General features: G+C 64.9%; 15 protein-coding genes. 8 read left to right on the top strand and 7 right to left on the bottom strand.

Features of this window, described 5'->3' with window-relative positions:
• Positions 1-87 precede the first annotated feature (87 nt).
• A complete protein-coding gene (locus MU521_RS12180) occupies positions 88-1,314 on the top strand; it encodes an AI-2E family transporter (protein ID WP_092692844.1) in 1,227 nt (408 codons plus the stop codon).
• A 75-nt stretch (positions 1,315-1,389) separates the two neighbouring features.
• Here the strand turns inward: MU521_RS12180 and MU521_RS12185 are convergent, their stop codons facing one another.
• Entirely contained in the window at positions 1,390-1,665 is a 276-nt protein-coding gene (locus MU521_RS12185; protein ID WP_092692841.1) for a PadR family transcriptional regulator, read from the bottom strand.
• A 222-nt stretch (positions 1,666-1,887) separates the two neighbouring features.
• Here MU521_RS12185 and MU521_RS12190 point away from each other — a divergent pair, with 222 nt between their 5' ends.
• Complete coding sequence (locus MU521_RS12190) at positions 1,888-2,166, top strand: amphi-Trp domain-containing protein (RefSeq protein WP_092692839.1); 279 nt, start codon at positions 1,888-1,890, stop codon at positions 2,164-2,166.
• Between the two features lie 277 nt (positions 2,167-2,443).
• On the opposite strand, the gene MU521_RS12195 is transcribed toward MU521_RS12190, so the two are convergent.
• A complete protein-coding gene (locus tag MU521_RS12195) occupies positions 2,444-2,590 on the bottom strand; it encodes a DUF8555 family protein (protein WP_169302358.1) in 147 nt (48 codons plus the stop codon).
• A gap of 101 nt (positions 2,591-2,691) precedes the next feature.
• Between MU521_RS12195 and MU521_RS12200 the strand changes: the two genes are divergently transcribed.
• The 3 genes from MU521_RS12200 (at position 2,692) to MU521_RS12210 (ending at position 5,092) form a co-directional block, all read left to right on the top strand.
• On the top strand, positions 2,692-3,411 hold the full coding sequence (locus MU521_RS12200) for a DUF7117 family protein (protein ID WP_092692836.1): 720 nt from the start codon (positions 2,692-2,694) through the stop codon (positions 3,409-3,411).
• 69 nt (positions 3,412-3,480) lie between these two features.
• On the top strand, positions 3,481-4,701 hold the full coding sequence (locus tag MU521_RS12205; RefSeq protein ID WP_092692833.1) for a CaiB/BaiF CoA transferase family protein: 1,221 nt from the start codon (positions 3,481-3,483) through the stop codon (positions 4,699-4,701).
• A gap of 190 nt (positions 4,702-4,891) precedes the next feature.
• Positions 4,892-5,092, top strand: a complete 201-nt coding sequence (locus tag MU521_RS12210; protein WP_092692830.1) for a dodecin — start codon at positions 4,892-4,894, stop codon at positions 5,090-5,092.
• Here the strand turns inward: MU521_RS12210 and MU521_RS12215 are convergent.
• Positions 5,089-5,448: a HesB/IscA family protein gene (locus MU521_RS12215; protein ID WP_092692828.1), complete on the bottom strand. Its 360-nt coding sequence runs from the start codon at positions 5,446-5,448 to the stop codon at positions 5,089-5,091. The genes MU521_RS12210 and MU521_RS12215 overlap by 4 nt on opposite strands.
• A gap of 132 nt (positions 5,449-5,580) precedes the next feature.
• Between MU521_RS12215 and MU521_RS12220 the strand changes: the two genes are divergently transcribed.
• Positions 5,581-5,874, top strand: a complete 294-nt coding sequence (locus MU521_RS12220) for a hypothetical protein (RefSeq protein WP_092692826.1) — start codon at positions 5,581-5,583, stop codon at positions 5,872-5,874.
• Between the two features lie 6 nt (positions 5,875-5,880).
• Here the strand turns inward: MU521_RS12220 and hisD are convergent, their stop codons facing one another.
• Complete coding sequence (gene hisD / locus MU521_RS12225; RefSeq protein ID WP_092692823.1) at positions 5,881-7,152, bottom strand: histidinol dehydrogenase; 1,272 nt, start codon at positions 7,150-7,152, stop codon at positions 5,881-5,883.
• 130 nt (positions 7,153-7,282) lie between these two features.
• Here hisD and MU521_RS21640 point away from each other — a divergent pair, with 130 nt between their 5' ends.
• Complete coding sequence (locus tag MU521_RS21640; RefSeq protein ID WP_092692820.1) at positions 7,283-10,042, top strand: lamin tail domain-containing protein; 2,760 nt, start codon at positions 7,283-7,285, stop codon at positions 10,040-10,042.
• A 3-nt stretch (positions 10,043-10,045) separates the two neighbouring features.
• Here the strand turns inward: MU521_RS21640 and MU521_RS12235 are convergent, their stop codons facing one another.
• Positions 10,046-10,387 carry a hypothetical protein gene (locus MU521_RS12235; RefSeq protein WP_092692817.1) on the bottom strand — a complete coding sequence of 114 codons (342 nt, stop codon included), beginning with the start codon at positions 10,385-10,387 and terminating at the stop codon, positions 10,046-10,048.
• A gap of 57 nt (positions 10,388-10,444) precedes the next feature.
• Positions 10,445-11,278 (bottom strand): alpha/beta hydrolase, encoded by an 834-nt coding sequence (locus tag MU521_RS12240; protein ID WP_092692814.1) that lies wholly within the window; start codon positions 11,276-11,278, stop codon positions 10,445-10,447.
• Positions 11,279-11,461: 183 nt separating this feature from the next.
• On the opposite strand from MU521_RS12240, the gene MU521_RS12245 reads away from it, so the two are divergent.
• The gene (locus MU521_RS12245; RefSeq protein ID WP_092692811.1) at positions 11,462-11,662 is read left to right on the top strand and encodes a hypothetical protein; all 201 of its coding nucleotides are present in this window, start codon (positions 11,462-11,464) and stop codon (positions 11,660-11,662) included.
• Here the strand turns inward: MU521_RS12245 and MU521_RS12250 are convergent.
• Positions 11,659-12,651 carry a J domain-containing protein gene (locus MU521_RS12250; RefSeq protein WP_139171121.1) on the bottom strand — a complete coding sequence of 331 codons (993 nt, stop codon included), beginning with the start codon at positions 12,649-12,651 and terminating at the stop codon, positions 11,659-11,661. The two genes, MU521_RS12245 and MU521_RS12250, sit on opposite strands and share 4 nt — an antisense overlap.
• Between the last annotated feature and the right edge of the window lie 94 nt (positions 12,652-12,745).

Below are 12,745 nucleotides of genomic sequence, written 5' to 3' on the forward strand. Positions count from 1 at the left end.
TGTACGCCCTTGATCGGTTTAAACACCACGCCAGATACCACCGCTACCCTCCGGGGTTGTTATTAGGTACGCTACAAAAAAGGGGATATGGTCGATTTCGACGTCGACCGGACGCGAGCGTTCTGGTGGGGTCTCGCGGCCGTGTTCGGTGTGACCGTCGCCTACGTCGTACACACGTTCATCGGGACATTCGTGTTCGCCATCTTCATTTACTACGCGACGCGGCCGGCGTACAAGCGCATTGGGCGGCGCATCCGGCGGCGCAGTATCGCTGCCGCCCTCTCGCTTGCCGTCTTCGCACTCCCAGCCGTCGCCTTGCTCGCGTACACCATCGCCATCGCCCTCCAGGAACTCAACAACCTCGACGGGCAGCAACTCGGTCCGGTAATGGGGCTAATCGAACCGTATGCCAACGTGTCGGAGATCGTCGAGAACCCCGCAACTCTGGTCGATCAGGCGAGTGTCGAGACCGCACAGAGTACGTTGTTCGCCGCGCTCGAGTACATCGGTTTCATCGGGAACGGCCTGCTCCACCTGTTCGTCATGTTCGCGCTCGCGTACTACATGCTCAAAGACGGCAGTCGCCTGTCGCGCTGGTTCCTCAAGTTCGGCGACGACCGCGGTGTCCTGGAAACGTACGCCAGGGCGGTCGACCAGGACTTCGCGAGCATCTTCTTCGGCAACATCCTCAACGCCATCGTCACCGGCGCGATCGGCGCGATTTCGTTCAACCTGCTCAACCTGGTGGGCCCGCAGAGTCTCCAGATCCCCTACCCCGCTTTGTTGGGCGTCCTCACTGGCGTCGCGAGTCTCATCCCCGTCGTGGGCATGAAGATCGTCTACGTCCCGATGCTGGGGCATCTCGGCTATGCGGCGTATCTCCAGGACGGTGGGTTCGGCTTCGTCGCGCTCGTCGCCGGCGTGACCATCGTTATCGTCGACCTGTTGCCCGATTTCGTCCTCCGACCGTACGTCTCCGGCCGGAACCTGCACATCGGACTGGTGATGTTCGCGTACATCCTCGGTCCCCTGCTCTTTGGCTGGCACGGCATCTTCCTCGGCCCGATCATCCTCGTACTGGTCTTTCACTTCGCGCGAATCGTCCTCCCGGAACTGCTCGCAGGCACGACGATCCGCCCCGTCGCAGTCGATCCGACGTACCTGACGCAAACGGAGACGACCGCGCCACCGGACGGTACGGAACCTGGCGTCACCGACGGCGGCCCCCACGACGACGCCGAACGCTCCGCGGACGACCAGCAAGAGAGCGATTCCACCGACGCTGACAGCGACGACACGCGAGCGGACAGGTAACTCGAACTACGAAAACAGGGATACTGATCGGCCTCAGGTCCGACAGATCCGTGACCCGCCACCACGCCAGCCGTCTCAGAGGTCGACGTACTGTTCTTCCCACTCGCGCCGGGCGTCGATCTCCCGGCGGCCGCGCCGGGTCAGGCTGTAGTAGTTCGTCCGCCTGTCGCGTTGCCCCTTCTCGACCAGGCCCTTGTCGACGAGCGTGTCGAGATTCGGGTAGAGGCGACCGTGATGGATCTCCTTCTCGTAGTACTCCTCGAGTTCCTCCTTGATTGCCAACCCGTGTGGCTCATCCCGGCCGGCGATGACGTACAGCAGGTCACGCTGGAATCCTGTCAGGTCGTACATCGGTAATGTCCACATCTAAGTTACTGTCGGAATATCATAAATATATCGAACTTCGATACGTCCGCGGGCATCAACGGGTCGATTCCGTGCGGAATCCGTCGTATCACATCGAGAAAACAGTGACGAACCTATCGCTGGTCAATCTTTCAGCCGATAGTCACGTTGCGGTCGCCTGCCCGCTGACTGCCACGTTTATCTTCCGTGGCACCGTATCATAGACGCATGCCGGAAAAAGTGCTGTTCGAGACCGAGCGCGTACAACGCCGCGAAGATGTCGCCACGTACCTGCGGACGGTGGCCGACAAACTGGACGACGGGGGACCGATCACGCTCGAATCGGGCGATCAGTCCGTCACGATGGAACCGCCCGCGAATGTCGAATTCGAGGTCAAAGCCGAACGCGAGGGGCCGACCGACGCACCCGGCGAGCTGAGCATCGAGTTCGAACTGGAGTGGGACGAAGACACCAGCGGCTCCGACGGATCGCTCAACATCAAATAGCTACGGTCTATCGACTGTTCGGTTTCTGGTTCGCGTCGAATGGAAAGCAGACCACGCGGAGGTGAAAAGACCCCGCGTGGTCGCTTGCCGCCCTGAATTGGTCCCCGCTGACGCTTCGGCCCTCCAAGCGAAGCGTCACCTGAACGCAGTAGCCATAATCACTTAAATGTACCGGCCACGCCAATGCTATTCGCCGTCCGGGAGTTTGCTGTTACTTTTCAATTTCTGCGAGTGAGTCGTACGCAGCCGTCGATCCAGGGCCGAAAAGAGTGACCGATCAGATATACTCCTCTTCGAGCACCCATCCGAGGGCCCGCTTGTAGTACGTGAACATCTGTCTGACACCCTGATGGTTCATGTTCTCGTCGTCGAGTTGTTCCTTCAAGAACTCGTACTGCTCGCGGATTTCCTCTTCGTCGCGCATATACATCCGCAAGGACGGGAGCGTCAAGTATTTTCACACTCGCGCGAGCCGAAACTGTGGAGAGCGCGCCAGTTTTGAAGCTGGCACCGATAGAGGGAATCATGAAGATTCGCGGGGACCGGGAGTGCAAGTCCTGTGGCACGCGCTGGTCGTACTACGACACCGGCAGTGTGGAGTGTCCCCAGTGTGGGAGCCTCCGGAGCGTCGGCGTCGACGACCGGAAAGAACACACGGCGAGCGGAGTGGCACTCGACCTGACCGACGTGCGTGACCGCATCGACGACGACCCACTACCCGAACTGGCCACCGACGCCGGCGAACAGTGTCGGGCGTACGTGCGCAAGCAGGGTTTCATCGACGCCGGCGACCTCCGCCCGCTGGGCGACACCTATCTCGCTGCACTCGAACTCGCCCACGCCGCGCTCGAGCTGGACCGGAGCATGCGCATCGAGGACGACGAGGAGTACTACGTGCTGGAACTCCTGCGCGGTGCCGATCAGGGTGAACGCCCTGGCCCGTCGGCCGTCCCGGAGTCGATGCGCGCGGCGCGGGGCCTGGCCTACGCCAGCGCCGTCGCGGACTACCACGACGAGTTGCGCACCTACCTGAAGGACGACCCGGACGAACTGGCACGGGACCTCCTGAGCTCGTTGAGCGAACACCGCAAGCGCGTCGATGCGCTCGACGGCGACGTGTCGCTGGCCGACAGCGAGGCCCTGATCGGAGCCGCACAGGCCGTCGGCCACTACCTCGCCGAGGATGACGACGGCGCGCTCGCGCAGGCGCGACACCACCTCGACAACCTCGACCCCGAACCCTGACCGGGAGTCTCATCGGCGCGGGCACGACGGAACACAAACGGTAACCAGCCGGTTCTCCCAGGGCCACGTATGAGCGATAGGGATACGACCGACGGACCGTCGGGCCCCCTCGACGGCCTGCGTGTCGTCGACTTCTCGGGAATGGTCAGCGGTGGCTACGCGACCATGCTGTTGGCCGATTTCGGTGCCGACGTGATCTGTGTCGAACACCCGGACAGTCCCGATCCGATACGGGACTGGCCGCCCGAGCAAGACGGGACGAGCCTCTGGTGGAAGTCACTCGGCCGGAACAAACGCTGTGTCACGGCCGATCTCAGTACCGACGAAGGGCAGGCCCTGGCGCTGGAACTGGTCGCCGACGCCGACGCCGTCGTCGAGAACTTTCGCCCCGGAACGCTCGAAGGCTGGGACCTCGGCCCCGAACGCCTCCAGTCGGCCAACGAGGAACTGATCGTCGTCCGCATCTCCGGCTACGGCCAGACCGGACCGAAAGCCGAGGACCCTGGATTCGGCACCGCCGCCGAAGCCATGTCCGGGTTCGCCCACGTCAACGGCTACCCCGACCGAGAGCCGCTCCTCCCGCCGATCAGTCTCGCCGACATGGTCGCCGGCCAGACCGCAGTGCAGGGACTCCTGATGGCACTGTTCGAGCGCGACGTGACCGGGAACGGCGAGGGGCAGGTAATCGACGTGAGCCTGCTGGAATCGCTGTTCCGGATGTTCCCCGGCGAGGTCGAGAAGTACGACAAGCAGGGAACGGTGTCCGAGCGGTTGGGCAACCACCACGCCAACGCCGCGCCGCGGAACGTCTACGAGACGACCGACGGCTACGTGGCCCTCTCGGCGTCGGCCCAATCGATCTTCGAGAACCTCGCCGAGATCGTCGGCCACCCCGAACTCGTCGACGATCCGCGGTTCGCGGACAACGCCGCCCGCGTCGACCACGCCGACGAACTCGACGAGTACATCGCCCCGTGGATCGCCGAACGCTCCACCGAAGAGGCTATCGAGGAGTTACGGGCCGGCGATGCCGTCGTCGCACCCATCTACGACGTGAGCGACATCGTCGCGGACGACCACTACCAGGCTCGCGACGCTATCGTCGAGGTCGACGACGGGGATATCGGGCCAACCCGGACCGCGAACGTTCACCCGAAGTTTTCACGCACGCCGGGCTCCGTCGACCACCTCGGCCCGAGACACGGCGAACACAACGCCGAGATCTACGTCGGCGAGCTGGGGCTGGACGAGGCGACACTGGCGGACCTCCGGGACGACGGCGTGGTCTGAGCCGTCGCTCGCCGCTGGTGAGCAGGCGATCCTCGACGACCCCGACACGGCGGATCGCGCTCCCGCCTCGACCGTGCCGGTCGACTCAGCGCACGGGACGGCTTGGCCGCGGTTCGCTACAAAAGCGTCCGCCCCGTGCTAAGTTTTAACACGGCAAGCGACGAACAACGTGGTCCGGGGAGCTATTACCATGGTTTTCAAGAAAATCACGCTGATCGGTACGAGTCCGGAGAGTTTCGACAAGGCGGTCGACGACGCGGTCGACCGCGCGGAGAACACGCTCGACAACGTCTACTGGGTCGAAGTAGAGGAGATGGGCGTGGAGATCGCGGCGGCGGAGAACCGCGAGTACCAGGCCGAAGTGGAGGTGGCCTTCGAGCTGGCCGACTAGGTCCGGAAGCTCTCGCCACAGCCACACTCGGAGACGACGTTGGGGTTCTCGACGTGGAACCCTTCGCCCTGCAGTCCGTCCTCGAAGTCCAGGACGCTACCTTCGATGTAGTTCATGCTGGCCTCGTCCACGAACACGCGTAGACCGTGGTGTTCGAAGATGGTATCCTCGGCTTCGGGTTCGTAGTCGAACCGCATCCCGTAGGAGAGGCCGGCACAGCCGCCCTGCTGGACGAACAGGCGCAATCCGGCTACGTCGGTGTCCATGTCTTCACTCTCCAGTAGTCGGACTGCTTCCTCGGCGGCGGTCTCGGTGACCTCGATCTCCGTCTCGGCAGCCACAGACGTTCCGCTCATGGAGGGTGCTACTGGACGAAGCGTGTTAACTGTGTTGCCAGCCAGTGACCCGTTCCCCAGCGCAACCCGCTCAGCCCACCGCCGACCCGTGACCGCCTCGGCAGACTGCTGTTCGCCGACGGCGAGGGAGTCATGCTCGGCACCGTCGGCGAGGAAGGCAAGGAGCAGGCGCTCGAAGCGGGCCAAGACGACCTGCCCGTCATCTCGTTGTTCACGACCTCCTACGCCGTCGTCGGCGTCGACATCGCTAACAGCCAGGTCGCGGACCCGCTGGTCTACAGCCTCCAGTCGTTCACCAGTCTGGGACTGGACCCGCCGCAGGGAGCCAACACGGTCGTCGACACCCTCACCGCCTTCGAGGGGTTCGTGGGCGGGTTCTTCATCGCCCTGTTCGTGGTCTCGCTCACCCGGTCACTCCACCGGTGAGTGCGGTCAGTCCTCGAAGCGCTTCCGGACGCTCTCGGCGTGTGCCTCCAGTCCCTCGGCCTCGGCCAGTGTCGTGATCGTCTCCGAGAGGTCGCCGAGTGTGTCGTCGTCCAGCCGCTGAACGGTCGTCGAGCGCAGGAACGTATCCACGGAGAGCCCGCCGTAGCGGCGTGCGCCGCCGCCGGTCGGGAGGACGTGGTTCGGGCCGCTGGCGTAGTCGCCCGCCGCGACCGGGGAGTAGGGACCCAGGAAGACGCTGCCGGCGTTGTCGATGCGGTCGAGCAGGGCCTCGTCCTCGTCGGCGACGATGGCCAGGTGTTCGGCCGCGTACTCCTCGACGAACAGGACGGCTTCGCTCATCGAGCGCGCGAGGAACACGCCGCTCTCGTCGTTGTCGAGCGCCCCCCGGATCGTCTCCTCGCGCTCGCGACCCGGAGCCTGGTCCCCGACGGCCTCGGCGACCGCCTCGGCCAGGTCCGGATCGTCCGTGACCGCGACGACGGAGGCGTGGGTGTCGTGTTCGGCCTGTGCCACGAGGTCGGCGGCGACGAGCTCTGGGTCGGCCGTCTCGTCGGCCAGCACGGCGATTTCGCTGGGGCCGGCCAGGAAGTCGATTTCCACGTCGCCCCGCACTTCCGCTTTCGCGGCCGTCACCCACCGGTTACCCGGACCGACGACGGTCTGGACCCGGTCGACGGTCTCTGTGCCGTAGGAAAGCGCCGCGATGCCCTGGGCGCCGCCGACCTGGTAGACCGCGTCGGCCCCGGCGATCTCTACGGCCGCGAGCGTGACGGGGTTGAGTTCTTCGGCGGGTGGCGTCGCGACCGCGACGTGGTCCACGCCCGCTACTTTGGCGGGGATGACGCACATCAGCGCGCTGGAGGGGTACGCAGCGGTGCCGCCGGGGACGTAGACGCCCGCACGGTCGACGGCGGTGAACCGGCGACCCAGCTCCCGGCCGTCGAAGTCCTCGCGCCAGTCGTCGGGGACCTGTCGCTCGTGGAACGCGCGAACGTTGTCGGCGGCGGTCTCGATGGCCTCGCGCACGCCGTCGTCGATCTCCTCGACGGCGCGCTCGGCGGCGTCGGTCACGTCGAGATTGCCCACCGACACGTCGTCGAACTCCTCGCTGTACTCGCGGATCGCCACGTCACCTTCCTCGTGGACGCGGTCGACGATCTCGCGCACGTCGTCGCGAACCTCGTCGACGCCGGCGTCACGCTCGAAGATCGCGGCCCGCTCGTCGGGCCGCAACTCCGAAATCTCCCGGACGTTCATACCACTTCTCGTCGGGCCAGGGAAAAACGGTTGTCGAAATTACCACCACAAAGATCAAATAAAAATCACATCCAAGATTATTTATAGTTAAAAGATAGACTTCAATTTACATTAATGAGGGTGAAAATGGGTGCCATTACCATTCGGATCGGACGGTGAAATCGTCCAGAACGCGGAAGAACAGCTACGCGAGCAGGGGTTCGAGACGGGTGAGTTCGACGGGCGGCTGGACGAAGAGACGCGGCAGGCGATCGCCGACTACCAGTTGGAAAACGAGCTAGAGGCCCACGGTGAACTCGACAGGACGACGCTCGAACATCTCGGAGTCGATACGGCCGACCTCGGCGAAGAGGTCCCGGAACCGCCCGAAGAACGGACGCAATTCAAACAGCTCGTCAGCCAGAATCCGAACTACTTCGGGAATCTCCCGGACGCGGACCTGGAAGCGGTCGAACCACTGGAGAGCGATACGAGCTACGAGGAGCTAACCTGTGTCGGGTACCAGCCCGAGCTGGAGCGCATAGAGGGTGTCGTCCACGTCAAGCGGGACGTGGGCTACGGTGGCGGCATCTGTTCGTCGGGGACGCCGGAGTACGTCCGGTTCTATGTCGACTGGAACAACGACGGCTCCTGGCAGGACATCGGCGTGACCAGTTTCAGAGCGTACGATGTGCCGAGCGACGGGGCCCTCGAATACGGCGTCTCGATGGAGGTCGACCCGGACGAACAGTTCTGCGCCGAGCCACACCTGCCACGCGTCAGGGCGATACTCTCGTGGAACCGGCGACCACCGGCAGGCACGCCGAATTTCACTCCGGTCTGGGGGAACGTCCTCGACTCGCGGATCCAGATCGAACCGCTGTCGACGTTCCCGGTCGAGGACCTCCCCGAGATGTTCGACGTACAGTTGCCCGAGCAACTGACCACGGGGCTGGACCTGTCCCAGACGCTCTCGCTGGACCCGCAGTCGACGGCGCTCCCCGACCTCGTCGACCAGTATCGGGAGACGAGTGTTCCGGCACATCGGTTCGTGTTCCCGCAACTCAGCGGACTGGCGACGGAGGGGACGGCGATCGACGAGGTCGACACCGACACCCTCGTAGAGCAGATCGAAGAACTGGACATCGACACCGAGGAAGCGATCCAGGGGTTGCTCGAAGAGCAGGGAGACACGTACTACGAGGAACTGAACTGCGTCGGGCTGTCGCGGGACGGTCTCAACGCGACGTTCACAGTGAAGCGGCCCACGGGCTATTTGGGCGGTCTCTGTTCGGACGGGAGCCACGAACACGTCGCCTTCTGGGAGTGGGACCCGGACACGAGTCAGTGGACTCACCTCGGCACCACGTCGGTCGGCGTCCACGACATCAGCAACCTCCCCGGCGACGGACTGGTGTACGGTGCGTTCCCCCCGGCGGACCTGCGTCACCGACAGCAGCCCTGTGAGGAGGGCGCGAGTCTGGTCCGGGTCCGGGCTACACTGTCCTGGGAGAAGAAACCGCCAGCGTCGGACCCGTACTGGACGCCCCGATGGGGCGAATCGATGGAGACGCTGGTCCACGTGCCACCGGGTCCGGAACTGGACGACGGCGTCCCACAGTTCGGGACCATCGGGAGCATGACGCCGTGCCAGATCGAGCAACCCAGCGGAATGGCCACGGGACAGGCACAGGGATCGCCGGATTTCACTGCGAGGGAGAGCCCCTTCGGCCGGACGGTCACGATCCACGGGCGGATCGTGAGCCCCGCGTCGTTCCCGCAGACGAAGTATCGCGTGCTGGTCCGGCCCTACACCAGTTCGGGATCGAAACCGTGGCGACCGGTCCAGAATGCGTTCAGCCTGCGAGTGTACCAGGGACTCACCGAGATGGATGTCGAACAGACGACCGACCCCGACGGCTTCTACACTTACCAGCAGGACCTTCCACAACGGTGGGTCCCAAACGGAAAGCTCGCGGAGTGGCCCACCCACGACAAGGAGGGCCGCTGGGAGATCAAACTGGAGGCCAAGGAGGCGGGCGGCCCGGTCGTCTCCACACCGACGGTCACCTGTCCCGACGGTACTACGCGGGACACGGTCATCGTGAACCTCGACAACACCCAGCCGGAGGCCAACATCACGATCGACGAGATCGAACACCCGGACGGGACGAGAGAGCAGGCCGACGCCTGCGGGGACTTCACCGCCGGCGTGACGATCCACGGGACGTACACGGGAACCGACGAGCACTTCCAGGACCTCAGCATCGGCGTCACGAACCCCGAAAACGTCAGCAACCCGCCGAGTCCGTCCCCCAGTTCCGAATCGTACCCGAGCGTACAGACCGGGACCCGGAACGGGAGCTGGAAGCTCGATACCACGGGCCTCCCGGCCTGTGGGTACACCGTCCACATCGACGTCGACGACAGGACCATCGTGAACAGCGGCCACGTCGGGTTCGACACGCACGATTCGGTCTCGTTCTGCCTCTCCGAGCCACCCGAGGCCGACGGCGGGACCGCCGTCACGGCGTCCACCGGGACGGTGACGTCCGGCGAACTAACCGAGGTCGGAGGCGACTCCGGAATCGAGGTCACGGAGGCCCAGTTCGACGCGCCGGGCGACGACCACGAGAACCTGAACGAGGAGTACGTCACGTTCACCAACACCGGCGACGAGCCGGCGGACTTGACCGGCTGTCGGGTCGAAGACGACGCGGGCCACACCTACGAGTTCCCCGACGGATTCGCGCTGGATCCGGACGCCTCGGTGACCCTCTACACCGGGTCGGGCGACGACACCCAGACGGAACTGTACTGGGGGTCCGAACGTGCGATCTGGGACAACACGGGTGACTCGGTGGTGGTGTACGACCCCGACGGGAACCTGTTGGCCCGGCGGTCCTACTAGGGACTACTCCGTCCCGGGGGTCGGGTTCTTCTCGTCGGGGCTGTACGTGTTCAGCCGGTAGATCAGTCGAGCCACGTCGAGGACGACGACGGCGGCGAAGACCGTCGACAGGGCGGCGGGCGGGTCCGCGACGGCGTAGGCACCGCCGACGACCAGCGCCGCGACCCCGATCCGGAGGACAGTGTTACCGGCGACGCTCGCGGCCACGTCCGAGGGGACCGGCGACGTCTCGTCGTAGCCGGCGAGCAGGAAGGTCCACTCACGGAACCGGATGAGATATCCGAGGGCCAGCAACAGCGCACCTGCGCCGACAAACTCGACCGCGATGGAGGGCAGTCCGAGCATACTCGACGGTAGTCCGCGGCGGCGCAAAAACGTTTCTCGAACCGAACGTTCGGTCGGTCAGGACCAGTTGTCCACGACGGTCGGCACACAGCCGTCGTCGGGCAGCGGGAAGCTGTCGTGATCGCTCACGTCGTCGGTCACGTCGTACTCCTCGTAGTTGTCCGGCGGTTCGCCTTCCGCGCCGGTGTCGCCGACGGCCTTGTCCCACTCCTTCCAGGCGTACGTCCAGCCGAGGAAGTCGTCGTCCGTCTTGTAGTAGTTGCGACAGGTATCACAGTGTTCGGCGATGGCCTGCCCGTACTGGCCGTCGGTGGCCACCGAGTCGTTGTCGATGGCCCCGCCGAGGAAGTCGACCGATTTGACGGAGGTGTCGTAGCCCCGGTCCATGAAGAACTCGAGACACTCCGCGACGGTCTTGGCTCCGCCGCCGTGGGCGACCAGCCGAACGTCGGTGTCCGGGCTGGCGTCCCGGTAGTCCCGAACGAACGTGCCGAGCTTGTCGGCGTTCAGGTCCGCGATCTCGACGGTCTGGCCCCAGCGACCCTCGTCGGCGTCCCAGTCGTACCCGATCAGCGCCTCGTCGTACCCCGCCGACCGGAGCCCGTCGTTGAAGCTCCGGAGCGATTCGAGTGCGCCCGTCAGGCCCTTGTCGTACCGGTGGACGAACACCACCAGTTCCGACGGCGAGGCGTCGTCGGTCAGCCCCGGAATCGTGGCGCTGGTATCGTAATCCGTTCGGTCGTGTCCCGCCGTGTAGTCCACGCCGAGGAACAACTGCGCGATGAAGTGTCCGCGGGTCGTCACTCGCCCGGCGTAGGACCCTTCGAACGCCGCCGCAGTGCCGGTCGCAGTCGCCCCCAACCCGACCGCTGCTGCCGTCCCTGTGCCCACTGTACGCAGATACGTCCGTCTCGTAACTCGCCTCGGTTCGTCCCCACGTCCCATAGTGCCACCCGTTCGAATCGCTCGATATGCTAAATAAATTATGCACCGTACTCCCGTGTCTTTATACGAAGGGGGCGTCAGACGCGTGTCTGATGGGGAGTTTTGGCCGTAGCGGTCCACAGGGCGTGTATGAGTTCGGAGTTCGTCTGGGGGGCGACGAAAGTCTGGCACTGTCGGGTGTGTGAGAGCCGCAACGTCACGACGGAGACGGACGTGTTCTCCGACCAGTGTCGTAACTGCACGATCTACAACCAGCTCGACTGGTCCGAGAGCGGCGAGGTCAGCGTCGTCGAGGCCAAGCGCATCGCCGACGGAATGGAAGCCGACTAGGAGTACACCTGCGAGACCATGTGGAGGATGGAGAAGAAGACCGTCGCTCCGAGCAACAACAGCGAGACGAACAGCATCGGGACCGACGGGATCCAGGACATGATCAGCCAGATCGTGACGAACGCGCTGATCAGGAACACGAAGTGAAAGGCCAGCCAGGGACCGACCTGCCGGAGCACGTCCCGCAGTGACCCGACACCCACGTCGCTGGTCGCCGCCGCCGTCGGTTCGTACCCCGAGGGGGTGTAGGCGTTCGTCGACGCGTGAGCCGCCTGCCAGCCGTCGGCTCGCGCCCGGTCGCGCGGGTCCGCGCTGTGCCCACCGGTCGCCGTCGATGTCGACGACGACTCCGAGAAGGCCCAATCCTGGCCCGCGTCGGTCGACCACGTCCCGTACTCGTCGGTGTCGCTTCCGCTGGGATTGGTTCTACTGGCGTCGCTCCCGCTGGCGTCGCTGTCACTGGTGTCGGTTCCGCCGGTCCCGGTGTCAGTGGTGCTGGTCCCGCCAGAATTCCTGCTTCCTGTCTCGGTCCCTGCGGTCCGGTCGGTCCGCTCCCGTCGTCCGGTTCGCCCCGTTCGGCGAGACCTGTCGCGGCCACTCGAACTGGCTTCGGCGTGGCTGGACCGGTAACGCTGGTAGTTCTCGGCGTTCTCGTCCTCGTCGGTACTGCGCTGGCTCGACGTACCCGGCGACTCCGAACTGGCCGAGCGCCCCGCGGACCCCGCCCCCGCGTCCTCGACGGACCAGGCGGAGCTATCGAGATGGTCGCGGACGTAGGCGGTGTGGCCGACGCGGTCGTACCGGCTGCGGGACGCCTCGTCGACCAGCACGTCGCGGGCGGCGGTGAGTCGCTTGAAGCTGTCAGCAGCGTCGGCGTCGTCACTCACGTCCGGGTGGGTCTCCTTGACCTGGGCCCGGTAGGCGTCCCGTATCGCCTCGGCGTCGGCGTCGGACTCGACGCCGAGGACGCTGTAGAACGTCTCCGCCATGCGGGTGCCTGATTACGACAGCTTCGTTCCCCGGAAGGTTAAATTTCACCCAGATTCAGGCCGCGGAGTCCAGATCCACCGCCGGACTACTTGT

Source organism: Halorientalis regularis, assembly GCF_023698535.1.
In the GTDB taxonomy this organism is placed as follows: Archaea; Halobacteriota; Halobacteria; order Halobacteriales; family Haloarculaceae; genus Halorientalis; species Halorientalis regularis.